This window comes from Nonomuraea montanisoli, from assembly GCF_013363975.1.
Taxonomy (GTDB): Bacteria; Actinomycetota; Actinomycetes; order Streptosporangiales; family Streptosporangiaceae; genus Nonomuraea; species Nonomuraea montanisoli.
In genome coordinates, this window is the sequence record NZ_JABWGN010000021.1 from 48,020 (window position 1) to 71,448 (window position 23,429).

The following is a 23,429-nucleotide window of genomic DNA, read 5'->3' on the forward strand; positions in this document are numbered from 1 at the left end:
GGGCACGGTGATGCGGCCCGCCAGGTGAGCCGGTGAGGCGCTGGGACGCACTGGTCCGCCGGGTGAGCCGGGTGAGGCGCTGGGACGCAGTGGTCCGCGGGCTGCCGGTGGGGGCGCTGTGGGGTGTCCCGCCGGTTGCGGTGGTGGGGCGCTGTCGGGGCGTTCCGCTGGTTGAGGTGGTGACGCTGGGGTTGATCCGCCCGGTGGCTCCGGTGGATCACCTGATAGCTTGCGCTGCGGATCGGAGAGGGCCCGGCCGCGCCCCGGGCCCGCTCCGGCGCCGTACGCCTCGCGCGGGCGTGCCTGCCCGCGCGACACACGTGGAGGGGACGATGCAGGACATCGACAGGCTGGCCGCGGTCATCCGGGACGAGCGGCCCTGGGGCGGCTTCGAGCGGTTCACGCTCAACGAGCCGTCCACCGTGAAGATCATCGAGGTCCTCCCCGGGGAGCGGCTCAGCCTCCAGCGGCACGAGCACCGCGACGAGCTGTGGGTGGCGCTCGACCCGGGCTGCGTGTTCGAGGTCGACGGGCAGCGCGTCGAGCCCGAGGTGGGCGAGCGCATCCTGATCCGGCGCGGCCAGACCCACCGGCTGAGCTCCTCCGGCCCGGCCACCCGCATCCTGGAGATCGCGTTCGGCCACTTCGACGAGGAAGACATCGAGCGGCTCGAGGACGCCTACGGACGTTCCTGACGCCTAGCGACGGCCGACCTCGCGACGACTGGTCTCGCGAGGCCGGTCATGCGGCGGCGGGCCTCGCTGTGGCAGGTCCCCCGGCGGCCCTTGGTCGTCGCGGGATCCGGTGCCGGCTGCGTAATAAGAACCCGGAGGGCGCGGGATAAGCCGGCCATGTCTCGACGTCACAGGTGCCGGCGTCGCCGGTTGTGCCCTGGTCGGCGAACTCGCCGAACCCGGCCGGGTCGACGCCACCGTCGTCGAGCAGGGCCCGCTCCACGCCGCCGGAGGCTCCCGCTCCCACGCCCACGGCCCGCATGCCCGCGGCCCGGACTTCCCGGCCCGGCCGTCCGTGACGGTGGCCGAGGTCGCCCGCACGGACGCCTGTCGCGTCGGGCCGGCCTTCCCGGTAGGGCTGCCCAAGGTCGCCCGCAAGGACCTCTGTCGTGGCGGGCTGGTGTTCCCGGTCAGGCCGCCCAAGGTGGTGGTCGAGGTCGCCTGCACGGACGTCTGTCGCGGCGGGCTGAGCCTCGGCCGGGTCAACAGCGGTGGGCGGCCCTGCTTCGACCGGGCCGGCCGGGTGGAGGTCGCCGCGCCCGAGCGCCGGACCGAGCTGCGGCACCGCATGCACGGCCGGGCCGGGACGCGAGGCGTCGAGGCCGAACTGGTCGCCACCGAGCAGCGCGCGGGGCTGTCCCTGCTGGTCGGCGGCTAGCGGTGCGGGCGGGTGCGGATGCTGCTCGACCCGAAGCGGTGTAGGCGCTTGTGGCCGCTGGTCGGCCGCGAACGGGGGCCTGATGGGCTCTACGCGTCCGGCGACAGGGTTGCGGCCGCGGCGGTGGCGGGTCGTGAGGTGCGGGCACGTGGCGCGGACGAGTGCGGAGCGTGGTTCCCGCCAGGCGGAGTCGTGGCGCTGCTTGTTCTGGCCCACCGATACGCGAGGCCGGGCGTGCCGGCCGTACCGGGACGGCCTGGGCGAGGGGCGGCGGCGCGGTGGCTCATCCTGCGCCGCGAGGGCCGGTCCACTGCGCGACGATGCCAGGACCGGCTCATCCTGCGATGCGAGGACGGGCTCGCCGCGCGACGACGCGAAGACTGGCTCATCCGGCGTCGCCGGGATCGGCTCAGCGTACGACGGCGCCAGGACCGGCTCACCGCGTGACAGCGCCAGGACCGGTTCACCCTGCGTCGCGAGGACCGGCTCGTTTCGCGGAGCTTGGACTAACCCGGCCCACAGAGTCAGGACCGGCACATCCTGTGAGGTCAGGGGCGTGGCCTGGGGGCGGCGTGGGGGACGGGCTCGGCAGGCGTGTCTGAGGCCGTGGCCGAGCTGCTCGTGGCGGACGACTCCCCAGCCGGCCCGCACGAGTGCGAGTTCGATCGCGTCGAAGAGGTCCGGCCCGCGCCGCTCTTCACCGAGGAGCGCGACCTGGGGAACCTCGCCGACGTGTACGACGTCCTCCACCTTCCCCAGGGTATGGACGCTCCCCGGCCACGGCCAGCCACCTCCTGCCCCGCGCGCCGGTGCCGAGCGGGCGGCTTTACCCTGCCCGCCGCACGGCACCGCCTCGTACGCCGCGTACCTGGTGAAATGGCTCGTCAGCGCCATGGCGGGATACTTGGGCAATTACGGGTAATTTCTCTACCTAGGCTTTACATCTTTCTGAAGTCTGGGGGAGTGGACGTGCGGGTTCGGGCTGGTCTGGCTGGATTAGCGGCAGCGGTGGTGGCGCTCGCCGGATGCGGGGGCCTGGAGGCCCGGACGGGGGCGGACACCGGCACCTCGTCCTCGTCGTCCAAGTCCGGCAAGATCGACGTCGGAGAGGCGAAGAAGAAGCTCGGCACGCTGGAGGTCAAGGGCCGGGCCCCGCGGACGGGCTTCGAGCGGGACAAGTTCGGGCCCGCGTGGGCCGATGTCGACCACAACGGGTGCGACACGCGCAACGACATCCTGAAGCGCGACCTGCACGACGAGAAGTTCAAGGCCGGCACGCACGACTGCATCGTGCTCAGCGGCGTCCTGGACGACCCGTACAGCGGGAAGACCATCCAGTTCAAGCGGGGCCAGGACACCAGCACGGACGTGCAGATCGACCACCTGGTGCCGCTCTCCGACGCCTGGCAGAAGGGCGCCCAGCAGTGGACGGCCACCAAGCGCAAGGAGTTCGCGAACGACCCGCTCAACCTGCTCGCGGTCGACGGCCCGCTGAACGGCCAGAAGAGCGACTCCGACGCCGCCACCTGGCTGCCGCCGCGCAAGGCGTACCGGTGCGCCTACATCGCCCGGCAGATCGACGTGAAGGCGAAGTACGGCGTGTGGGTCACGAGCGGGGAGAAGGACGCCATGCAGGGCATCCTGTCCTCCTGCTGAGCCCCGCTCCCGCCTGAGACGCCCGACGCCCTCCGGCCGGTCGGCCGGAGGGCGTCGCGTCATGGGGCGGGGCCCCCGCCGGAGCCCCCGCGCTGGAGCCCCGCGCCGGAGCGGGAGCGTCCTCAGTTGCCGTCGTCGTCGTGGTCGTCGTCGCGGTCGTCACGGCCGTCGTTGTCGTCCCGGTGGTCGTCGTCGACCTTGCTGGACATGACCTTGCCGGTGGTCGCGTCGATGTCCAGATCGCTCCGCGTGTCGCCCTTGACGACGTCGACGTCCCAGACGTCCTTGCCGTCGTCGTCCCGGTCGAGCGACAGGTGCGCGACCCAGCCGCCCGGCACCTCCTTCTCCGCGATCTTGAGCGCCTGCTCGGCGAGCACCTTGGGCGCGGAGGGGGCCGCGACGGACACGGCCCGGTCCCGGGCCCCGTCCTCGGAGGTGGCGGCCGCCGCCAGCGCGTAGCTCCCGCCCGCGATGGACAGGACGACACCGGTACCGACGATCATGAATCTCTTCGTGAGCTGCATGTCCTCAGGTAAGCGCGGTGAGCGGTAAGCCGGCGCTAAGCCGTGGTTATGGTGTTTTTAGCGCCGTACGCGATTGGATCCCGGAGGAGCTGTCAGGCCGTCTCCTCGCCGGCGTCCGCCGGGACGCGCAGATCGGCCAGGTCCACGATCTCCTGGAGCTGGTCGAGCTGGAAGTAGCCCGCGCCGAGAGCGTGGCCGTGCCGGGTGACCCGGTACCAGATCTCGCCGGGCCGGGCCGCGGGCTCGATCATGCGCGCGAACAGCCAGTGGACCGTGTCCACGCGCAGCTCGACCGGCTCTACGCGGAGCCCGTCCGGCCCGACCAGGTACGGCGTCATCCCCCCGGTGTACCGCATCCGGACGGTGCACCGCATCTCCCCGGTGTGCCCGCGCGAGCACCCCGTGCCTCACCCGGCGCCCAGGACCACCTCGACCACCGCGCCGCCGTCCGGGCCGCGCGAGACCCCGAGGGAGCCGCCCGACGACTCCGCCGTACGGCGGGCGATGTCGAGCCCGAGCCCCGTCGAGCCGCCCCCGCTGTCGCCCCGCCTGAGCAGCGCCGGCTCGAACCCCGGCCCCCGGTCGGCCACGACCAGCGCCGCCCCGTCGGGGCGCGGCCCGAGCCGCACGGACAGACCCGCGCCCTCGGGCGTGTGCGCGAAGACGTTGCCCAGCAGCGCGTCCACGCACGCCACGAGGTCCTGCGCGGTCACCGCCACCGGCAGGGCCGTCCCGGGCACGGACACCTCGACCTCGCGCCCCTGGTCCTCGGCCAGCACCGACCAGAACCGCACCCGCTCCCGCACCACCGCGGCCGCGTCGCACGTCTCCCGCCCGGCCGAGCGGCGGCGCGCGCCGGTGATGACCGCGTTCACCGCCCGCTCCAGCGCGTCCACGCGCGCCCCCAGCCGGGCCGCCTCCTCGGGGTCGCGCAGCGACTCGGCGTCCAGCCGCAGCGCCGTCAGCGGTGTGCGCAGCCGGTGCGACAGGTCCGCCACCGACTCGCGCTCGGCCGTGAGCAGGTCGCCGATCCGCCCGGCCAGGTGGTTGAGCGCGAGCGCCACCGAACGCACCTCCGGCGGCCCGCCGGGCTCGGCCCGCGCCTCCAGGTCGCCGCCCGCCAGCCGGTGCGAGACCCTGGCCAGCCCGTCCACCGGCCGCGTCACCGCGAGCGCGAGCCGGTCGGCCAGCACGATGCCGAGCACCACCAGCGCCAGGCCGAGGCCCGCCAGCGCGCCCCACGCCTCGCGCACCCCGCGGGTCAGCTCGTCCTCGCTCACGAACACCCGGGTCACGACCGTGCCCTGCGGCGACTGGGCCGCGGCCAGCACCTCCCTGCCGCCCGGCGCCTCGGCCGTCACGCTGCGGCCCGTGGCCGCCAGCCGTACCGCGTCGGAGCGCGCGGCGGGTGCGCCCAGGGTGCGCCCGTCCGGCAGGAAGACCGTGACCGGCAGCTCCACGCGCTCCACCGCCAGCGGCAGGTCGTCGGTGCCGGCGGCGACGCCGACCGACGCGGCCGCGCCCGTGGCGCGGCTCATCGCGCCGTTCTCGGCCACGGCGCGGATGAGCAGCGCCATCGGCACCAGCAGCGCGATGAGCACCACCGACGTGGTGGCCGCCACCAGCAGCGCGAGCCAGCGCCTCACGACGGATCGACCAGCTTCACCCCGACCCCGCGCACCGTGTGCAGGTAGCGGGGCTCGGAGGCGGTCTCGCCGAGCTTCCTGCGCAGCCACGACAGGTGGACGTCCACGGTCTTGTCGGCGCCGCCGTACGGGAGCTGCCACACCTCCGTCAGGAGCTGCCGCTTGGTGACCACCTCGCCCGGCCGGGCGGCGAGGTGGTGCAGCACGTCGAACTCGCGCGGCGTCAGGTCGAGCGGCGCGCCGTCGAGCGTGGCCGCGCGTCCCCGCGGGTCCACGCTGAGACCGCCGACGCGCAGCGCGGCGGGCGCGGGCTCGCCGGCGCGCCGCAGCACGGCCCGGACGCGCGCGTCGAGCTGCGCCGCGCTGAACGGCTTGACCACGTAGTCGTCGGCGCCCGCGTCGAGCACCGGCACCATCTCGGCGTCGCCGTCGCGGGCGGTCGCCACGATCACCGGCACCCGGCTCACCGCGCGCAGCATGCGCAGCAGCTCCACGCCGTCGAGGTCGGGCAGCCCGAGGTCGAGGACCACCAGGTCGGGCCGGTCCTCGACGGCCAGCCGCAGTCCCTCGAACGCGGTGGGGGAGGAGGAGACGGCGTGGCCCAGGTCGCGCAGCCCGCGGCTGAGCGCGGTCCGGATCGCCCCGTCGTCCTCGATGAGCAGGATGTCAGCCATATGAGGAAACCGTAGACGGTGCGGGACGGTGAGCCGGCTCTCTTATCCTCGCGTTAGCGGCGGTTTAGCGACGGAGGGGGGAAGCTGGGGCGGTGAAGAGGTACGTCGTGGCGTGGGCCGCCACCGCGGCCGCCGCGACCGGCGCCGCCGTGGCGGTGCTCGGCCTGCTGGGCGGCTCTCTGACCGCCGGTTCCGGGCGGGTGCTCGACCGCGACGACGTACGCGCCGCGCTGGCCTCCGCGACCGCGCGCCCCCGTCCCACGGGCACAGCCGCGGCCCCGACCGGCGGCCCCGCCCCCTCGCCGGGAACCGCCGCTCCGGCGGCGGGCGGCCGGCTCCTCCAGACGGCCGGCGGCACGGTCATCGCCTCCTGCGAGGGCGACCGGGTACGGCTGCGCTCCTGGAGCCCCGCCCAGGGCTTCTCCGTGGACGGCGTCGAGCCCGGTCCCGCGCTTCGCGCCAAGGTCGAGTTCGAGCCGGAGGAGGGCGACGAGGTCGAGGTGGCGATCGTCTGCTCCGGCGGCCGGCCCGTGAGCCTGCCGCAACAGAACGGCTCGTGAGCCTGCCGACACAGACAACACAGACCGGCCCGTGAGCCTGCCGACACAGAAGTGACCGCGGCCCGCCGTCCCGTGGGAGGGAGACGGCGGGCCGCGGTCACGTGCGGGTGCGCGGTTCGGCCGCCCGCCCTGGGAGCGGGCGGCCGTCGCGGATCAGTCGCAGTGCTCGAAGGGACTGGTGTAGGTGTTCGAACCGGCGTTGCCGCCCCACTTGACGCACTTGCCGGACGCGCTGCCCTTCGCCGGGCCCGCGTAGTAGTCGAACGAGCCGCTGTCGCTGACGCGGGCCTTGCCCTTCACTTCCAGGAAGGCGCCGGTGGAGGTCTTCATGCCGAGCGACGTCTTCTTGATCGTCGCGACGCAGTTCTGGCCGTTGGCGCTGTTGTAGGTGAGGTAGACGGTGCCGGCCGTGCCGAGCGCCTGCTGGTCGATCACCTTGAAGCCGCTGCCGCACACGGAGGCCGCGGTGTGCGGGTTGCCGGGGGTGCCGCCACCGCCGCCGCAGTTCTTGGAGGTCAGCGTCTGGGTCGGGTAGCCGAAGGTCGAGCCGTTGAAGACGGCCTTCTGGATGTTCGACGGGTAGCTGCTGCCCTTGCGGATCTCGAAGTGCAGGTGCGGGCTGATGTTGTTGCCCGGCTTGCTGGTCTTGCCGACCGTGCCGATCTTCTGGCCCTGCGAGACCTTGGCGCCCGCGGAGACGGCGCGCGAGTTCAGGTGCGCGTAGAAGGAGGTGTAGCCGCCACCGTGGTCGATCTTGACGAGGTTGCCGTAGCCGTTGGTCGAGCCCTGGTGGGCCGAGATGACCACGGTGCCCGCCGCAGCGGCCACGACGGTGTCGCCGAGGTCGGCGTCCGCGGTGCTGCCGCGGTTCCAGTCGATCTCATAGGACCGGTGGGCGCTGCTGTTGCTGGAGTTGCCGGTCCACGACTGGCCGCACGGGAAGGGAAGCTGGAACCGCGGCGCCGCCAGGGTGGACGCGAAGGGGACGTTCACCTCGTCCGCCGGGTCGCCGCCCTCGCCCTCGTCCTCCGCGGGGGGCGTCGTCGTCGCGGTGGGGCTGGGGGTGGGCGTGGAGGTCGCCGTCGGCGCGTAGACCGTGCTGGCCGACGCGGCGGCCTGGCCCGATGCAAGGCCGATTAACAGGGCGAAGCCCACCGTGAGCATCCCTTTGGATCTCATGCGAATTCCTTCCACGGGCGCCGGGGACGAGTCCCGCGCGGCGCCCGAGCTGTGTTGGCTCTGTCGAGACGCGCTTGCTGGGGATCAAGATTGCGGATCACCCGCACAGAGAACGTCCAGAAATTCGCACAAGATCTACCGCTCTCCCGCTGACCAGCGGGAACGGCGCCGAAAATCGTCGATTACCGGTCCGGCGACCCCCTCAGGACTCCGCGCCGAGCGCCGTCTTCGTCAGCTCCGCCTGCCGCCTGATCTGGCCCAGCACGATCGGGTTGACGCCCTTCTCCTCGAACATCGTCACCATCCGGTCCATCACGGCGTTGGCCCGGCCGAGGTCGCCCTGCCGGGCCTCGGCCCGGGCCAGCCGCCGCATCACCATGTTGAGCGTGATGTTGTCGATCAGCCCGTCCGACGCGGCCTCGCGGGCCACGGCCGAGAGCTGTTCGACGCCCTGCTTGGGGTCCGGGGGCCGGACCCGCAGCCGCTTGCCGGCCGTGATGGCCTTGAACTCCCGCTCGGCGTTGAGTCCCTTGACCATCCGGGCGTACACGGCGAGGGGGTGCCCGCCGTACCGGTCGATCAGCTCGTCCAGCGCCTCGTTGCCGGCGCGCAGCTCCGGCGAGTCGGAGCCGAGCAGCGAGAACAGCTTGCCCTGCTCCTCGCCGAGCATCAGCTCGGCCACCCGGTGGTCGTCGGCGCCGGCCGGGTAGCGCACCCGCACCAGGCACGGGTCGGAGACGATGCGCGAGCCGTCGGCGGCGATGTACTGGCCGCGCACGAGGTACTCGCCGGGCTGCTGGAAGTAGTGGCCCTCGCGGCCGTGCCCCACGTACGCGCTGCGGTACATGGCCGGGTTGCCCGGATCGAGCCGCACCTCGGCGGAGTGGTCCACGCAGTGGCGCATCATCGGCCGGTACAGGACGGTGCGGCCGCTCGGCTGGGTGATGGCGATCTGCGTGAACTCGGTGTCGGGGTGCAGATGGCTGTGGGTGAGGCGGGGCTCGCCGGTGTACGACAGCTTCAGCTCCACCACGACCGGCTCGCCGAAGCCGAACCACTCCTTGGCCCGCACCTCCAGCCGCAGGCCCGACAGGTCCTCCACCGGCCGCTCGAACGGCGCGATCTCGGCCGCGCCGGTGCCGAAGGCGTTGGCGCCCATCGCGACGTCGCGGTAGAAGCCGTGCCGCAGGTGCAGGAGCTCGGCGTCGGTGAACTGGAACGGGAACGCCGCCCAGTAGCCCGGCTCGCCGCCGGGGCGGTAGTTCTGCACGTAGTTCATCCACGACAGGTCGCCGAAACCGCCCTCGGGGCCGAGCGGCTGCGGCGGGCTGCCCAGGTTCTTCTGCCAGGAGTGCAGCAGGTTGAAGGCGTGCCCGAGCTCGTGGACGTACGTGCGCAACTGCGCCCGCTGGGCCTGCGGCGAGTCGCCCTTGATCGCGTCGTAGAACACGGCCGAGCCCTGCCGCTGGTGGGCGTCGTTGTAGTCGAACATGATGCCGCGGTAGCCGCCCACGTGCCGGCTGGCCACCAGCAGCCACACCCGCCAGGCCGGCGCGTCGGCGAACACGCTGAACTGCTGCGTCATCGCGTGGTGCAGCTCGGCGTCGTCCCAGGCCAGGTCGGCGCCGGAGCCGTCGGCCGGGATGACGCCCGGCTCGGCCACGGTCAGCCCGATCCCGGCCTCGGCGTAGGCGGCGGCCACGCTCAGCTCGCGGGGCGGGCACCCGGCGGGGGTCGGCAGGGCCGAGGTCGGATAGGAGGCGAACGGCACCGTCCCGACGACGGAGTCGACCTCCAGCAGCACCTGCCGGAAGTGGGGCGAGGCGAACGTCACCGGGTAGACGCGCCCGGCCAGCTCGGCGGTGCCGGACCCGCCCGTCAGCGTGACGGTGACGTCCTTGGCGGGCGTGTCGAAGGTGAACGCGCCCCGGCCCGCGATGCGCGCCTCCTCACCCTCCGCCCGGACCGTGGGGGAGTGGACCACGAACGAGCCGGCGTACGTGGTGGTCGAGCCCGCCACGGAGAACAGGTCGCCGCTGACCCGGCCGGTGGGCCGGGCCCCGTCCACGTCGACCCGGAGCTCCAGTCGCGATCCGCCGTCCTGACCCTGATACAGCCCGCTGATCATGGCAGCTCCCTGGGAACCGATGGGGTACACCGGGGAGACTTCTCCCGGCGGGGGCCGCTGTCAACGACCCGCGCGGTCACGGGACTGTCATGGCGGGCGGTTCAGCGCGAGCCGCGGACCTCCAGCGCCCCCAGCAGCTCCTCCGAGGCCCGGGTGATCTCCTCGACCGCCCGCTCGAACGCCTCCGCGTTGTGCGGGGCGGGCGAGCGGAAGCCGGAGATCTTGCGCACGTACTGCAGCGCCGCCGCCCGCACGTCGTCCTCGGTGACGTCGTCGGCGTACGGCGGGCGCAGCGTCTTGATGCTTCGGCACATGCCTCCACCGTAGTGGCCGGCACCGTCAGAAACCGTGGGAGCCGGAGCCGTCAACGCTCGCCGCTCACCGGCGCCAGCTCCGCGCCGAACGCCCGCGCGATGCCCCGCATGCCCTCGGCCAGCTCCTCCCGGTCCACCGCGTCGATCCGCTCGGCCGGCCCGGACACCGACATGGCGGCCACCACCCGCTCGCCGTCGCTCACGGGCACGGCCAGGCAGTGCACGCCCAGCTCCTCCTCACCCAGGTCCATGGCATAGCCGAGCGCCCGCACCCGGCCCAGCTCGGCCAGCATGGCCCCGGCCTCGGTGATCGTGTTGGGGGTGCGGCGCGGCATGCCGGTGCGCTCCAGCAGCGTCACCGCGTCGTCGGCGGCGCGGTCCGCGAGCAGCACCTTGCCCACGGCCGTGCTGTGCGGCAGGACCCTCCGGCCCACCTCGGCGAACATCCGCAGCCGCCGCGGCGAGGGCACCTGCGCCACGTACACGACGAAGTCGCCCTCCATGACGGCGAGGTTGGCCGTCTCGCCCGACAGCTCCACCATCCGCGCGAGGTACGGCCGCGCCCACGCGCCCACCATGCCCTCGGCCACCCCGCCGAGCCGCATGAGCCCCGCCCCGAGCGCGTAGCGCCGGTCGGACTCCTGGCGCACGTACCCCCGGGCGAGCAGCGTGCGCAGCAGCCGGTGGATCGTGCCGTACGGCAGGCCGGTCTTGGCGGCGATCTCCGACAGGCCGGCCGCGCCGCCGTGCTCGGCCAGGCTCTCCAGCACGTCCAGCGCCCGCTCGATCGACTGCACGCTCACGCGCCCGTCCCCCCGTCCCTCGCCCCGATCAGAACCCTCCCGCTCACAGCGGCACTCCACGCAGCGAGGCGTCCAGGACCTCGGCCGTGTGCGCCACCCTGATCGCCGCACCGGCCCGGCGCATGGCCGCGGCGATCTGCATCGTGCAGCCGGGGTTGGCCGACACCAGCAGCTCGGCGCCGGTCGAGGCCACCCCCTCGGCCTTGCGGTCGCCGAGGTCGCGGGCGGCCTCGGGCTGGAAGATGTTGTACGTGCCGGCCGAGCCGCAGCAGATGGCCGCCTCGGGCACCTCGCGCAGCTCCAGTTCCGGGATGCCGGCCAGCAGGGCGCGCGGCTGGGCCCGTACGCCCTGGGCGTGGGCCAGGTGGCAGGCGTCGTGGTAGGCCGCGACGAGCGGCAGCGGATGCCGCGTCGCCGCCGGTCCCAGCTCGGCCAGGAACTCCGACAGGTCGCGCACCCGGAAGGCGGGCTCGGCGCCGAGCAGCTCGCCGTACTCCTTCATCGACGAGCCGCAGCCCGCCGCGTTGACCACCACGGTGTCCACCCCGGCCCGCTCGAACACGCGGACCGTGCGGCGGGCCAGCCGCCTGGCCTGCTCCTCGCGCCCGGAGTGGACGCTGAGCGCGCCGCAGCAGCCCTGGCCCGGCGGGACGACCACGTCGCAGCCCTCCAGCGCCAGCACCCGGGCGGTGGCGGCGTTCACCTGCGGGAAGAACTCGCGTTGCACGCAGCCCGTGAGCATGCCCACGACGGCGCGGCGCGGCCCCCTGGCGCGCACCAGGCGCGGCAGGCGCTGCCGCCGCTCGACGACGGGCGTGAGCGCGGCCATCGCGCCCAGGCTCGGGTGCGCCCGCTCCAGGAACGGCGCCAGCCGCCGCGTCAGGCCGGTCAGCGGCCTGGACAGCCGTAGCCGGCGCGGATAGGGGAACAGGCCGAAGACCAGCTCGCGCACGGCCCGCTCACGCGGCTCCCGCTCGTGGACGCGCTCCACCTCGGCCCGCGTCAGCTCGATCAGCCGGTCGTAGCGCACTCCGGACGGGCAGGCCGTGACGCAGGCCATGCAGCCCAGGCAGGCGTCGAAGTGCCCCGCCATCTCGGGCGTGACCGGGGTGCCCTCGACGTGCTGCTTCATCAGGTGGATGCGGCCGCGCGGGGAGTCCATCTCCTCGCCCCACAGCACGTACGTCGGGCACGTGGGCAGGCAGAACCCGCAGTGGACACAGTCGTCGATCAGCTCCGGGTCCATGTCAGATCCCTCCCGCGAACCGTCCCGGCGACATCCTGCGCCCGGGGTCGAACTGCTGCTTGACCCGCCGCATCAGCGGCAGCGCGCCGACCGGGCCCCACCGGTCCACGCCCTCGTACGGCGCGGCCAGCACGACCGCGGCGTGCGCCCGCTCCCGCAGCGCGGCCACGGCGGCGGCCAGCCGCTCCTCGGTGATCTGGCCCGCGGGCGACAGGCGCAGGCGGCCGGAGACGGGGGAGCCGCGCAGCCGCAGCGCGTGCGCGTCCGCGGCCTCCAGCACCCCGTCGAGCGCGCCGGGCACGAACCGGGCCTCCACCAGCACCTCCTCGTACGGCGGCGCGTCCCACCACGCGGGCGGCTCCGGCGACACCTCACCCGCTCCCACGGCGTCGCGCAGGGCCCGCGCCCGCTCCTCGGCGGCCGTTCCCTCGACCAGCGCGGCCATCGTCACCGGGGCGCCGGGGCCGGGCCGTTCGAGCTCGACCGCGCCGGGCTCGGCCTGGGAGGCCGCCAGGAGCGCGGCCAGCTCGCGGGGCGGCGCGGCGTCGTGCACCACCAGCCAGCGCCGGTCGGGGGGCAGCGGGTGCAGCCGGAACGCGGCCTCGGCGATCACGCCCAGCGTGCCGTACGAGCCGGTGAACAGCTTGCCGAGGTCGTAGCCCGCGACGTTCTTGACCACCTTGCCGCCCGAGCGGGCCACGGTGCCGTCGGCCAGCACGACGGTGACGCCGATCAGCAGGTCGCGCGGCGCCCCGTACCGGAAGGCGCGCGGGCCGCACGCGGCGGTGGCGAGCGTGCCGCCCACGGTGGCCTCGGGCGGCGCGTCCAGCGCCAGCTCCTGCTCCTCGGCGGCGAGCACGCCGGCGAGGGCGCCCATCGTCACCCCTGCCTGGACGCGCACCACCAGGTCGCCCGCCGCGTGCTCCAGCACCTCGTTCAGGCAGCACAGGTCGAGCAGCACGTCGCAGCGCTCCGGCGGCGCGCCCCAGTGCAGCTTCGTGCCGCCGCCCGCCGGGGTGAGCGCGAGGTCGCCCTCGGCGCAGGCCCGCAGCACGGCCGAGACCTCCTCGACCGTCTCCGGCAGCGCCACCCAGCGCGGCGTCACCCCGCCGACCGCGTCGCCGGCCGCGGCGTCCCTGAGCGTCACGCCGGTCTTCTCCAGCAGCTCGCGCGCCATCAGAACTGCTCCGCCTCCCCCGACTCGACCAGTGGGTGGACGCCCTTGCGCACGCCCGGCACCTCGCCGCACAGCCGCGGCGTCGGGAACACCTTGCCCGGGTTGGACAGCCCCCTCGGGTCGAAGGCGCACCGGACGAGCTGCATGGTGTCCAGATCGTCGCCGGTGAACATCTTCGGCATGTAGCGGGCCTTGTCCACCCCCACGCCGTGCTCGCCGGTGATCGAGCCGCCGTGCTCGACGCACAGGTCGAGGATCGCGCCCGACACCACCTCGGCCCGCTCACCGGCGCCCGGCTCGGCGTCGTCGAACAGCACCAGCGGATGCAGGTTGCCGTCACCGGCGTGGAAGACGTTGGCCACCCGGATGCCGTGCTCGGCCGACAGCCGGTCGATGGCGGCCAGCACCCGCGGCAGCGAGGTGCGCGGCACCACGCCGTCCTGCACGATGTAGGCCGGGCTGATGCGCCCCACCGCGGCGAACGCCGACCGGCGGCCCTTCCACACGGCCGCCCGCTCGGCCGCGTCGGCCGCCACCCGCATCTCGAACGCGCCCGAGCACAGCTCGCGCAGCCGGGCGAACTGCGCCTCCACCTCCGCCGCGGGGCCGTCGAGCTCCACGATCAGCACCGCGCCGGCGCCGGCCGGGTAGGAGCAGGCCACGGCCGCCTCGGCGGCCTCGATGGCCAGCGCGTCCATCATCTCGATCGCCGCGGGCACGATGCCCGCGCCGATGATCGCCGACACCGCCCGGCCGCCCTCCTCGATGCTCCGGAACGCGGCCAGCACGGTCATCACCGCCTCCGGCGCGCGGCTCAGCCGTACCGTGACCTTGGTGGCGATCCCCAGCGTGCCCTCGGAGCCGACGAACGCGCCGAGCAGGTCGTAGCCCGGGTCCATGCGGTCGAGCCGGACCAGGTCGCCGTCGGGGGTGACGATCTCGCACGCCTCGACGTGGTTGACGGTGAAGCCGTACTTCAGGCAGTGGGCGCCGCCGGAGTTCTCGGCCACGTTGCCGCCGATGGAGCACACCTGCTGGCTGGACGGGTCGGGCGCGTAGTAGTGGCCCCGCTCGCGCACGGCCTCGGTGATGGCGAGGTTCGTCACGCCCGGCTCCACCACGGCCCGCCGGTCCGGCAGGTCGATCTCCAGGATCCGGCGCATCTTCGAGGTGACGATGAGCACGCCGTCCTCGCGCGGCAGCGCGCCGCCCGACAGCCCGGTGCCGGAGCCCCGGGCCACGAACGGCACGCCGTGCTCGTTGCACAGCCGCACCACGAGCGCCACCTGCTCGGCCGTCTCCGGCAGCGCCACCACGCCGGGGACGGCCCGGTGATGGGTCAGGCCGTCGCACTCGTACGTGCGCAGCCGCACGGGATCGGTGATCACCGAGTCGCCGGGCAGGGCCGAGCGCAGGGCGGCCGTCAGGGGAGCGATCGCGGGGGACGGGCTCGGGGTCATACGGCTCCTTCTACGGCATGCGCGCGTACGCGGGAAGCGTGAGGAACTCGGCGAACTCGTCGTCCAGGGCGACCTCCTTGAACAGCGCCGTGGCCTGAGCGTACAGCTCCTCGTCGTGGCCCGGCTCGGCGGCGATCGCCTCCAGCTCCTCGGCGATGATCCGCTCGACGAGGTCCTTGGTCACCCGCTCTCCGGTGTCGGCGAGCGTGATGTCGTTGTGGATCCACTGCCAGATCTGCGAGCGGGAGATCTCGGCGGTGGCGGCGTCCTCCATGAGGTTGTGGATGGCCACCGCGCCCAGCCCGCCCATCCAGGCGGCGAGGTAGCGCAGCGCCACGTCCACGTTGTTGCGCAGGCCCTTCTCGGTGATCTCGCCGGGCGTCTTGGCCACGGACAGCAGGTTGGCGGCCGAGACGCCGACGTCCTCGCGCCGGCGGTCGAGCTGGTTCGGCCGGTCGCCGAGGACCGCGTCGAACACCTCCCGGCAGACCGGCACCAGGTCGGGGTGCGCCACCCAGGAGCCGTCGAAGCCGTCACCCGACTCGCGGGTCTTGTCCGCGCGGACCTTCTCCAGCGCCACCGCGTTGACCTCGGGGTCGCGCCGCGACGGGATGAACGCCGCCATGCCGCCGATCGCGTGCGCGCCCCGCTTGTGGCAGGTGCGCACCAGCAGCTCGGTGTACGCGCGCATGAACGGCGCCGTCATCGTGACCGCGTTGCGCTCGGGCAGCAGGAACTCCCTGCCCCGGGTGCGGAACTTCTTGATGACGCTGAACAGGTAGTCCCAGCGGCCCGCGTTCAGCCCCGCCGAGTGCTCGCGCAGCTCGTACAGGATCTCCTCCATCTCGAACGCGGCAGGGTACGTCTCGATGAGCACGGTCGCCCGGATCGTGCCGTGCGGGATGCCGAGCAGCTCCTGGGCGCGGACGAACACCTCGTTCCAGAGCCGCGCCTCCAGGTGCGACTCCATCTTGGGCAGGTAGAAGTACGGGCCCTTGCCCTTGTCGAGCTGCCGCTGCGCGCAGTGGAAGAAGTAGAGGCCGAAGTCGAACAGCGACGCCGACACGGGCCGGCCGTCCACCTTGGCGTGCTTCTCGTCCAGGTGCCAGCCGCGCGGGCGCACGACGATCGTGGCCAGCTCGTCGTCGGGCCGCAGCGCGTACGTCTTGCCGCCCGACTCGAAGTCGATGGCGCGGTCGAGCGCGTCGCGCAGGTTGAGCTGGCCGCCGACGCAGTTGGCCCACAGCGGGGAGTTGGCGTCCTCGAAGTCGGCCAGCCAGACCTTGGCGCCGGAGTTGAGCGCGTTGATGGTCATCTTGCGGTCGACCGGGCCGGTGATCTCGACCCTTCGGTCCTCCAGGCCGGGCGCGGGCGGGGCGACGCTCCACTCGCTCTCCCTGACGGTCCTCGTCCCGGGCAGGAAGTCGAGGGTGCCGCCGGCGGACAGCTCCTCCTGCTTGGCCTGACGGGCTTCGAGCAGCTCCAGGCGGCGGGGGCCGAACTCCTTCTGGAGCGCCGCCACGAAGCCGAGTGCCTCCGGCGTGAGGATCTCGTCGAACCGGTCGAGGATCGGGCCGTTGATCTCCATATCGCCCCCTTTTTCCGCTGTGTGGAAATTAGCTTCCGGGTTATGGAAGTGAAGCTACTTCAAGCCCGTTCCAGGGTCAAAGGTGGGGGTACCCCGGGGACCGCTCAGGGGGGATCCCCGATGCCGGAAGGCCCGGCGCGCGCGAGGATCTGGGACATGAAGACGATCGTGATCGCGGGCGGGCTGCTCGCCTCGACGGCGCTGCTGACGGGCTGCGGGCTGCAGAGCCTGGCCGGTCCGACCAACCAGGACACCGTCGACTACCAGGTCACCGACAAGGTCTCCCGGCTCCAGGTCAAGAGCGGGTCGGGCGACGTCGCGGTCACCGAGTACGACGGGACCGCCGTGCGCGTCACCGAGACCATCCAGTGGCGGGACAACAAGCCGAAGACCGAGCACAAGGTCGAGGGCGACACCCTGCTGCTCACCTACACCTGCGGGAGCGGCATCAAGGGCTGGGGCGACTGCGACGTCAACTACAAGGTCGAGGTCCCCAAGGGCCTCGCGGTGACCGTGAAGAACGGCTCCGGCGACATCACGCTGCGCTCGCTCACCGGGACGACCGAGGTCTCGACCGGCTCGGGCGACATCGACGGCACCGGCCTCGGCGCCAAGTCCACCATCGCCGAGGCGGGCTCGGGCGGCGTCGAGCTCAAGTACGTGGCGGCGCCCGACAGCGTCCAGGTCGACGCCGGCTCGGGCGACATCGGGCTGCGCGTCCCCGACGGCTCGTACGCGGTGACCACCAAGACCGGCTCGGGCGACGAGAACATCTCCGTCAAGGACGACGACTCCTCGCCGCGCAAGCTCACGCTGGAGGCCGGGTCGGGCGACATCACCGTCTCACCCGCCTAGCCGCGTGTTGCCCCGATAACCAGGTGCCCACATCGCGGATGTCGTGTCACCATCGGGGAAGACACCACGGTGTCCAGACGTTCCCTATTAGAGATGACACGAATGCACGAATACTCCGCGCTCGAACCGTTCGAGACCGGCGAGATGGATCTGGAGGAGCGCCAGGCGCTGCGCCGCGTGGCCGGCCTCTCCACCGAGCTCCAGGACGTCTCCGAGGTCGAATACCGGCAGCTCCGGCTCGAGAGGGTCGTCCTCGTCGGCGTCTGGACCTCGGGCACGGCGGAGGACGCCGAGAACTCCCTGATGGAGCTGAAGCTCCTGGCCGAGACGGCCGGGTCCGAGGTCCTGGAGGGCCTCATCCAGCGCCGGAAGAAGCCCGACCCCGCCACCTACATCGGCTCGGGCAAGGCGCTCGAACTGCGCGACATCGTCGAGTCGACCGGCGCCGACACCGTGATCTGCGACGGCGAGCTGACCCCCGGTCAGCTCCGCCAGCTCGAGGACACGGTCAAGGTGAAGGTCATCGACCGCACCGCGCTGATCCTCGACATCTTCGCCCAGCACGCCAAGAGCCGTGAGGGCAAGGCCCAGGTCGAGCTGGCCCAGTTGCAGTACCTCCTGCCGCGCCTGCGCGGCTGGGGCGGCAACCTGTCGCGCCAGGTCGGCGGCCGCGCCGCGGGCGGCGTCGGCATCGGCGGCCGTGGCCCCGGTGAGACGAAGATCGAGCTGGACCGCCGCCGCATCCGCGAGCGGATGGCCAAGCTGCGCCGCCAGATCAGCGGCATGTCCACCTCGCGCGAGACCATGCGCCAGCGGCGCGCCAAGCGCGAGGTCCCGGCGGTCGCGATCGCCGGCTACACCAACGCGGGCAAGTCCTCCCTGCTCAACCGCGTCACCGGCGCGGGCGTGCTGGTGGAGGACGCGCTGTTCGCCACGCTCGACCCGACCGTGCGCCGGGCGCGCACGGCGGAGGGCAGGCTGTTCACGATCGCCGACACCGTCGGCTTCGTGCGGCACCTGCCGCACCAGCTCGTCGAGGCGTTCCGCTCCACGCTGGAGGAGGTCGGCGACGCCGACCTGATCCTGCACGTGGTCGACGGCTCGCACCCCGACCCCGAGGGGCAGCTCGCGGCGGTCCGCGAGGTCATCGCCGACATCGAGGGCGCCTCCGACGTGCCCGAGATCGTGGTGATCAACAAGGCCGACGCCGCCGATCCCGAGGTGATCGACCGGATCTCCCGCCGCGAGCGCGACAGCATCGTGGTCTCCGCGCGCACCGGCGCCGGGATCACCGAGCTGATGGAGCTCATCGAGCAGCGGCTGCCCCGGCTCGACCACGAGGTCACGCTGCTCGTCCCGTACGAGCGGGGCGACCTGATCTCGCGGGCCCACAAGGAGGGCGAGGTGCTCTCGGTGGACCACGTCGAGGACGGCACCGTGCTGCACGCGCGCGTGCTCGGCGGCCTGTTCCAGGAATTGGAGCGGGTGGGCAAGCCGGTGGAACGCATCTCTTCTTGATGGGATGGTTGGGCAGCTCTGTCGAAATAGTTCGCAGAGCTGCCCAAAAGCGACAGTGGCCGTGGAACCCTCGGATTGCTAGGATATGCCGAGCCTTACCACAACAACGTCGCGGGTTTCAGATGACGATTCTTGGTGCCTGCGGGGGTCTCAGGGAACGATCGGGGCACGGTGACAGCTGGGATGATTGGGCTTTCTTCCGAATAACCCTGTACACCGAGCCAGCCTGTGAAATAACGTAACTGAACTGAAATCGCCGGATCATGAGTCTGGCGATACGGTCACCGCACAGCCGAGCGGATGAGATCAGGAGACTCCCCCATGTCGTCCCTACCCGGAGCCGACTCAGTGGGCGCCGCGCGTGCCGTGCGCTGGGTGACGCGCTCGTGCGGGGTGGTGATGCGGTGACCGTTCGGCTGCTGACCAACATCGGCCGCCTGTGGACCGGCAACGAGGTCCTCAGCAACGCGGCCATTCTCGTGCACAACGACCGGATCGCCTGGGTCGGACGGGCTCCCGACCTCCCGCAGAGCGTCCCCGGAGTCGTCGACGACATCGTCGACGTCGACCACGTCGAGAACCTCGGCGGCGCCCTGGTCACACCCGGCCTCATCGACGCGCACACGCATCCCGTCTACGCCGGCAACCGCTACGCCGAGCTGGCGATCCGCACCAGCGGCTCCACCTCCTCCGCCATCACCGCCGCGGGCGGCGGCGTGGGCTCCACCGTCACCGTGACCCGCGGCACCGACCCGTGGACCCTGTGCAACGGCGTGCGTGAGCGCCTGCGCGGCTGGCTGCTCAGCGGCACCACGACCGTCGAGGCCAAGACCGGCTACCACCTCACCCGCGACGGCGAGCTCGCCGACGTGCGGCTCCTGCGCGAGCTGGAGAAGGAGCCGATGATGCCGCGGGTGCACGTCACGTTCCTCGCCGGGCACGTCGTGCCGCCCGAGTACTTCGGCCGCCAGCGCGAGTACGTCGAGGCCGTGGGCGCCTGGTGCGCCGACGCCGCGGCTGCGGGCGCCGACAGCGTCGACGTCTACTGCGACGAGGGCCACTTCACCACCGAGGAGTCCCGCTGGGTGCTCGCCTCGGGCCGCAACGTCGGCCTGCTGCCGCGCATCCACGCCGGCCTGTTCAGCCGGCGCGGCGCCGTGCAGCTCGCCGCCGAACTGGGCTGCGCCTCCGCCGACGGCCTCCACCACATGTCCGACGAGGACATCGCGATCATGTCCCGGTACGGCGTGCCGGCCGTGGTCAGCCCCGCCACGGCGCTCCAGCGGGGCAAGCTCCCGCCGGTGCGTCAGATGATCAAGCACGGCGTGCAGATCGCGCTCGGCAGCGACCACAACCCCGGCTACTGCGGCATCACCTCGATGTCGCTGGTCATCGCGCTCGCGGTGTCGGCGTTCGGGATGAGCGTCAACGACGCCCTGCGCGCGGCCACGCTGGGCGGCGCCACGGTGCTCGGCGCGCCCGACCGCGGCGTCCTCGCCCCGGGCCGGCTCGCCGACATCGTCCAGTGGGACGCCGACCACGAGGGCGCCTTCGCTTGGTCCTTCGGCCTCAAGCCGCGCCGGGTGTGGCGAGGCGGCATCCCGGTCCAGTGACGCCGTTCTCCCCGGCGGCGTTGAGCGGCGGGGGCGTGCGGTGAGGCCGAGCGGCTGATCGGCCCCTGACGGACAGGGTTGAAATACCCCCAACTGGCTACTCTCCTGATATGCCGCCCTCGGTCGCCGTCGTCACGGACTCCACCGCCTACCTGCCCCCGACGCCGGGCGTCTCGGTCATACCCGTACAGGTGGTGTCGGGCGGCACGTCGTGCGACGAGGGGGAGTTCACGGGAGACCTGCACGCGGCCACCACCTCGCGCCCCGCGCCCGCCCGCTTCGCCTCCTGCTACGCGGCCCTGGCCGCCGCGGGGGCCACGCAGATCGTGTCGATCCACCTGTCGGGGGAGCTGTCCGGCACGGCGGAGTCGGCCCGGATCGCCGCCAAGGAGGCGCCGTTGCCGGTGGAGGTGATCGACAGCGGCTCCATCGCCATGGGACTCGGCTTCCCGGTGCTGGCCGCCGCCGAGGCCGCCGCCCGCGGGGAGGAACTGGAGGGCGTGGTCCGGGCGGCGCTGGGGTGCGCGGCCCGTACCCGGACGTTCTTCTACGCCGACACGCTGGAGTCGCTGCGCCGCGGTGGCCGCGTCGGCACGGCGGCGTCGCTGTTCGGCTCGGCGCTCGCCATCAAGCCGCTGCTGCACTTCGTGGACGGGCGGGTGGTGCTGCTGGAGAAGGTCCGCACGGCCACGCGGGCCATCGCCCGCCTGGAGGACCTGGCGGTCGCGGCGGCCGGCCAGGGCCCGGCGCGGGTGGCGGTCCAGCACCTGGCGGCGTGGGACCGGGCCAGGGCCCTGGCGGAGCGCCTGCCGAAGAGACTGCCCGGGGTGACCGACTTACGGCTCGTGGAGGTGGGGGCGGTGATCGGGGTGCACGTGGGACCCGGCATGCTCGGCCTGACGGTGTGCCCGGAAGACCGCCCGTAGTCCCTGGGCGGTTCTCCACAGCGACGCACGACGCCCGAACCCTTATCCCCAGAACGCCGTTCGCCCGATTCCGCAGGCCGGGCGCGGCCGTACGTTCTGGGGCGTGCGTTCCCAGGACCTGACCAACGAGCGGACCGTGGCCGAGGCGCGGCTGCGCTCCCTCACGGCTCCTGCCCGCAGCCGTCCCCGCCCCATATCCGCCCTCCAGGACACTCCGGCTCTCCCCAGCGCGTCGGCGGAGCCGTCCGTCGCGGCCGCCCTCCAGGAGCCCCTTTCGGATCGGCTCAAGCAAGCTCACCCGCTTCTGATTGCCCCGATCGCGCCGTCAGCCCGCACCGGCGAACGCCGACACCCGTACACGCAGACCACCCACAGCGCTGACGTTCATCCCCAGGACAACGCCCCAGGCGACGCCGACCGCCCTGCTGCCCACCTGACGCAGGCCGACGCCCACCCCCTCCACCCCAGTGTCACCCTTGACGCCGTCAGCGCGGGGGACCCCGCCAGACCACACCGCCGCCTCCGCCATGCCACGAGGTATGCCGCCACCCCCCGCGACACGCACGCCCCAGACTCGCGCTCTCCGACCGCCATCTCCTGGGCCGCCCACTCCGAAGACGACTACTCCACGGCGGCCGACGCCCACGTCGGCCCCACGCCGAGCGCCCACGCCCCCGACTTCCTGGACACCCCCGCCACCCCGACCTTCTCCCCGTCCCCGACCTTGCCCCCGTCCTTCGAGGCGTTCCGCGCAGCCGTCACCGCCAAGGCCCCAGCCCTCGACCCAGGCCGCCCTGGCTTGCGCGTGCTCCTTCTCCTGGCCGTCCTGGCGGCCGTGGCCGCAGGCCTCTTCCTCTGGCGTTCAGAACCAGTCCCGGAGCCGCTCCCCGTCGCATCCCCCGCACCGCAAGAGCGGGTGTCCCGCCCGGCGTCGCCTCTCTCGCCGACCCCCACGGGTGAGGTCACCGTCCACATCACCGGCAAGGTACGCAAGCCCGGCATGTACACCCTCCCCATGGGCGCCCGCGTGGCCGACGCGGTGAAAGCCGCCGGGGGAGTGCGTCAGCCCGCCGCAGCGGCCTCGGTCAATCTCGCCAGACGCCTCGTCGACGGCGAACAGATCACCATCGGCGCCCCCGGCCTCGGCAACACCCAGCCCCCGCCCCTGCCGGACCCCGCCACCACGGTCCTCGACCTCAACACCGCCACGCCTGACCAACTGGAGCAGCTGCCCGGCGTAGGCGAGGTCCTGGCGGCACGCATCGCCGAGTTCCGCACCACCCATGGCGGCTTCACCAGCGTGACCCAACTCCAGGAGGTCCCGGGCATCGGCGCCAAGAAGTACGAGGAAATCAAGAACAAGGTCCGCATCTGACATGTCCCGCCACTCCACCCCCAGGCCGACGTTCGCCATGCCACGCGATTCCGCCCCTGCTCCCCTCCGCGGCGGGTCCCCCGATCGCCCGCCCAAGGCCGCTCCCGACGGGCCCGGCGATCGCACCACCGGCTCGCATCCAGTCACGACACCGGCCGAGGACACAGCACAAGCGAACGTCGGAGCCCACGTCTGGATCCTCACATGCCCTGCCCTCGCCACCTGGGCCGCAACCCTGGTGCTCCTTCACAGTGCTCCCGCCGCCGGCCTCACCGTGTCAGCGCTCGCCGCACTCGGAGCCCTCGTCACGGCATCAATCACCCGCCACCGCCACCACCTCTCCCAGAGAGCCGAACCGCACCCAGGCGAACGTCCAGGTGGTGCACGCCACACGGCTCATACAGACGATCGCCCGCGCATGCACACCACCGCCCTTCGCGCGGACGATCTCTCCTACGCACGCGACCACCCCCACGCAGGCACCCGTCGCCACGTAAGCCACCACCACGACGACTGGGCCCCTCCTGGCGACGGGCACCGCCATGACGACGGGCACCGCCATGACGACGGGCACCGCCATGACGACGGGCACCGCCATGACGACGGGCACCGCCATGACGACGGGCACCGCCATGACGACGGGCACCGGCACGACGAGCGGCACCGCCACGACGATCCACACCACCCAAGCGAAGACGATCGCGGCAGCATCCATCGCCGACGTGAGCGCCCCCACAAGCACGGCCACCGCCCACGCCCCTGGCGCAACCTGATCATCGCCACCCTGGCCTGCAC

The 23,429-nt window shown here is 72.9% G+C and carries 23 protein-coding genes; 9 read left to right on the plus strand and 14 right to left on the minus strand.

The window, feature by feature from the left end:
- Positions 1-332 precede the first annotated feature (332 nt).
- The 3 genes from HTZ77_RS39805 (at position 333) to HTZ77_RS39815 (ending at position 3,048) form a co-directional block, all read left to right on the plus strand.
- Positions 333-695 (plus strand): phosphomannose isomerase type II C-terminal cupin domain, encoded by a 363-nt coding sequence (locus HTZ77_RS39805; RefSeq protein WP_175594950.1) that lies wholly within the window; start codon positions 333-335, stop codon positions 693-695.
- 334 nt (positions 696-1,029) lie between these two features.
- Positions 1,030-1,392, plus strand: coding sequence for a hypothetical protein (locus HTZ77_RS39810; protein ID WP_175594951.1), 363 nt, complete (start codon positions 1,030-1,032; stop codon positions 1,390-1,392).
- Positions 1,393-2,361: 969 nt separating this feature from the next.
- Positions 2,362-3,048 (plus strand): HNH endonuclease family protein, encoded by a 687-nt coding sequence (locus HTZ77_RS39815; protein WP_328809048.1) that lies wholly within the window; start codon positions 2,362-2,364, stop codon positions 3,046-3,048.
- A 122-nt stretch (positions 3,049-3,170) separates the two neighbouring features.
- Here HTZ77_RS39815 and HTZ77_RS39820 read toward each other — a convergent pair whose 3' ends face one another.
- The 4 genes from HTZ77_RS39820 to HTZ77_RS39835 all read right to left on the minus strand — a co-directional run bounded on the left by HTZ77_RS39820 (position 3,171) and on the right by HTZ77_RS39835 (position 5,892).
- Positions 3,171-3,551, minus strand: a complete 381-nt coding sequence (locus tag HTZ77_RS39820; protein ID WP_175594952.1) for a PepSY domain-containing protein — start codon at positions 3,549-3,551, stop codon at positions 3,171-3,173.
- A gap of 113 nt (positions 3,552-3,664) precedes the next feature.
- Entirely contained in the window at positions 3,665-3,910 is a 246-nt protein-coding gene (locus HTZ77_RS39825) for a hypothetical protein (RefSeq protein ID WP_175594953.1), read from the minus strand.
- A 69-nt stretch (positions 3,911-3,979) separates the two neighbouring features.
- Positions 3,980-5,218 (minus strand): sensor histidine kinase, encoded by a 1,239-nt coding sequence (locus tag HTZ77_RS39830; RefSeq protein WP_175594954.1) that lies wholly within the window; start codon positions 5,216-5,218, stop codon positions 3,980-3,982.
- Positions 5,215-5,892, minus strand: a complete 678-nt coding sequence (locus HTZ77_RS39835; protein WP_175594955.1) for a response regulator transcription factor — start codon at positions 5,890-5,892, stop codon at positions 5,215-5,217. Before HTZ77_RS39835 ends, HTZ77_RS39830 begins: the two co-directional genes overlap by 4 nt.
- Positions 5,893-5,984: 92 nt before the next feature.
- Here HTZ77_RS39835 and HTZ77_RS39840 point away from each other — a divergent pair, with 92 nt between their 5' ends.
- Entirely contained in the window at positions 5,985-6,452 is a 468-nt protein-coding gene (locus HTZ77_RS39840; protein WP_175594956.1) for a septum formation initiator, read from the plus strand.
- Between the two features lie 153 nt (positions 6,453-6,605).
- Here HTZ77_RS39840 and HTZ77_RS39845 read toward each other — a convergent pair whose 3' ends face one another.
- The 8 genes from HTZ77_RS39845 to aceB all read right to left on the minus strand — a co-directional run bounded on the left by HTZ77_RS39845 (position 6,606) and on the right by aceB (position 16,347).
- Positions 6,606-7,631, minus strand: coding sequence for a M23 family metallopeptidase (locus tag HTZ77_RS39845; RefSeq protein ID WP_175594957.1), 1,026 nt, complete (start codon positions 7,629-7,631; stop codon positions 6,606-6,608).
- Positions 7,632-7,833: 202 nt separating this feature from the next.
- Complete coding sequence (locus HTZ77_RS39850; RefSeq protein ID WP_175594958.1) at positions 7,834-9,759, minus strand: zinc metalloprotease; 1,926 nt, start codon at positions 9,757-9,759, stop codon at positions 7,834-7,836.
- Between the two features lie 101 nt (positions 9,760-9,860).
- Positions 9,861-10,073 carry a DUF2277 domain-containing protein gene (locus tag HTZ77_RS39855; RefSeq protein ID WP_175594959.1) on the minus strand — a complete coding sequence of 71 codons (213 nt, stop codon included), beginning with the start codon at positions 10,071-10,073 and terminating at the stop codon, positions 9,861-9,863.
- Positions 10,074-10,123: 50 nt separating this feature from the next.
- Complete coding sequence (locus tag HTZ77_RS39860) at positions 10,124-10,876, minus strand: IclR family transcriptional regulator (protein ID WP_175594960.1); 753 nt, start codon at positions 10,874-10,876, stop codon at positions 10,124-10,126.
- 43 nt (positions 10,877-10,919) lie between these two features.
- Positions 10,920-12,122 (minus strand): (Fe-S)-binding protein, encoded by a 1,203-nt coding sequence (locus HTZ77_RS39865; protein ID WP_175594961.1) that lies wholly within the window; start codon positions 12,120-12,122, stop codon positions 10,920-10,922.
- A 1-nt stretch (position 12,123) separates the two neighbouring features.
- Complete coding sequence (locus HTZ77_RS39870) at positions 12,124-13,299, minus strand: FAD-binding oxidoreductase (RefSeq protein ID WP_175594962.1); 1,176 nt, start codon at positions 13,297-13,299, stop codon at positions 12,124-12,126.
- Positions 13,299-14,759, minus strand: coding sequence for an FAD-linked oxidase C-terminal domain-containing protein (locus HTZ77_RS39875; RefSeq protein WP_235995858.1), 1,461 nt, complete (start codon positions 14,757-14,759; stop codon positions 13,299-13,301). Before HTZ77_RS39875 ends, HTZ77_RS39870 begins: the two co-directional genes overlap by 1 nt.
- Before the next feature lie 10 nt (positions 14,760-14,769).
- Positions 14,770-16,347, minus strand: coding sequence for a malate synthase A (gene aceB, locus HTZ77_RS39880; protein WP_175594963.1), 1,578 nt, complete (start codon positions 16,345-16,347; stop codon positions 14,770-14,772).
- 156 nt (positions 16,348-16,503) lie between these two features.
- On the opposite strand from aceB, the gene HTZ77_RS39885 reads away from it, so the two are divergent.
- The 4 genes from HTZ77_RS39885 (at position 16,504) to HTZ77_RS39900 (ending at position 21,259) form a co-directional block, all read left to right on the plus strand.
- Positions 16,504-17,202, plus strand: a complete 699-nt coding sequence (locus HTZ77_RS39885; RefSeq protein WP_175594964.1) for a DUF4097 family beta strand repeat-containing protein — start codon at positions 16,504-16,506, stop codon at positions 17,200-17,202.
- Between the two features lie 93 nt (positions 17,203-17,295).
- Complete coding sequence (hflX, locus tag HTZ77_RS39890) at positions 17,296-18,720, plus strand: GTPase HflX (protein ID WP_407940642.1); 1,425 nt, start codon at positions 17,296-17,298, stop codon at positions 18,718-18,720.
- Positions 18,721-19,124: 404 nt separating this feature from the next.
- Positions 19,125-20,333: an imidazolonepropionase gene (hutI, locus tag HTZ77_RS39895; protein ID WP_175594966.1), complete on the plus strand. Its 1,209-nt coding sequence runs from the start codon at positions 19,125-19,127 to the stop codon at positions 20,331-20,333.
- A gap of 110 nt (positions 20,334-20,443) precedes the next feature.
- Complete coding sequence (locus HTZ77_RS39900) at positions 20,444-21,259, plus strand: DegV family protein (protein WP_175594967.1); 816 nt, start codon at positions 20,444-20,446, stop codon at positions 21,257-21,259.
- Positions 21,260-21,880: 621 nt separating this feature from the next.
- Here HTZ77_RS39900 and HTZ77_RS39905 read toward each other — a convergent pair.
- Positions 21,881-22,021, minus strand: coding sequence for a hypothetical protein (locus HTZ77_RS39905; RefSeq protein WP_175594968.1), 141 nt, complete (start codon positions 22,019-22,021; stop codon positions 21,881-21,883).
- Positions 22,022-22,175: 154 nt separating this feature from the next.
- Here HTZ77_RS39905 and HTZ77_RS47860 point away from each other — a divergent pair, with 154 nt between their 5' ends.
- The gene (locus HTZ77_RS47860; protein WP_328809049.1) at positions 22,176-22,634 is read left to right on the plus strand and encodes a ComEA family DNA-binding protein; all 459 of its coding nucleotides are present in this window, start codon (positions 22,176-22,178) and stop codon (positions 22,632-22,634) included.
- Positions 22,635-22,947: 313 nt separating this feature from the next.
- On the opposite strand, the gene HTZ77_RS47025 is transcribed toward HTZ77_RS47860, so the two are convergent.
- Positions 22,948-23,382, minus strand: coding sequence for a hypothetical protein (locus tag HTZ77_RS47025; protein ID WP_235995862.1), 435 nt, complete (start codon positions 23,380-23,382; stop codon positions 22,948-22,950).
- Between the last annotated feature and the right edge of the window lie 47 nt (positions 23,383-23,429).

Excerpts from the sequence above, each read along its gene's own strand:
- HTZ77_RS39805 (WP_175594950.1), top strand. The coding sequence starts at position 333 with ATGCAGGACATCGACAGGCTGGCCGCGGTCATCCGGGACGAGCGGCCC.
- HTZ77_RS39820 (WP_175594952.1), bottom strand. The coding sequence starts at position 3,551 with ATGATCGTCGGTACCGGTGTCGTCCTGTCCATCGCGGGCGGGAGCTAC.
- HTZ77_RS39825 (WP_175594953.1), bottom strand. The coding sequence starts at position 3,910 with ATGACGCCGTACCTGGTCGGGCCGGACGGGCTCCGCGTAGAGCCGGTC.
- HTZ77_RS39835 (WP_175594955.1), bottom strand. The coding sequence starts at position 5,892 with ATGGCTGACATCCTGCTCATCGAGGACGACGGGGCGATCCGGACCGCG.
- HTZ77_RS39845 (WP_175594957.1), bottom strand. The coding sequence starts at position 7,631 with ATGAGATCCAAAGGGATGCTCACGGTGGGCTTCGCCCTGTTAATCGGC.
- HTZ77_RS39850 (WP_175594958.1), bottom strand. The coding sequence starts at position 9,759 with ATGATCAGCGGGCTGTATCAGGGTCAGGACGGCGGATCGCGACTGGAG.
- HTZ77_RS39855 (WP_175594959.1), bottom strand. The coding sequence starts at position 10,073 with ATGTGCCGAAGCATCAAGACGCTGCGCCCGCCGTACGCCGACGACGTC.
- HTZ77_RS39865 (WP_175594961.1), bottom strand. The coding sequence starts at position 12,122 with ATGGACCCGGAGCTGATCGACGACTGTGTCCACTGCGGGTTCTGCCTG.
- HTZ77_RS39870 (WP_175594962.1), bottom strand. The coding sequence starts at position 13,299 with ATGGCGCGCGAGCTGCTGGAGAAGACCGGCGTGACGCTCAGGGACGCC.
- HTZ77_RS39875 (WP_235995858.1), bottom strand. The coding sequence starts at position 14,759 with ATGACCCCGAGCCCGTCCCCCGCGATCGCTCCCCTGACGGCCGCCCTG.
- aceB (WP_175594963.1), bottom strand. The coding sequence starts at position 16,347 with ATGGAGATCAACGGCCCGATCCTCGACCGGTTCGACGAGATCCTCACG.
- HTZ77_RS39885 (WP_175594964.1), top strand. The coding sequence starts at position 16,504 with ATGAAGACGATCGTGATCGCGGGCGGGCTGCTCGCCTCGACGGCGCTG.
- hflX (WP_407940642.1), top strand. The coding sequence starts at position 17,296 with ATGACACGAATGCACGAATACTCCGCGCTCGAACCGTTCGAGACCGGC.
- HTZ77_RS39900 (WP_175594967.1), top strand. The coding sequence starts at position 20,444 with ATGCCGCCCTCGGTCGCCGTCGTCACGGACTCCACCGCCTACCTGCCC.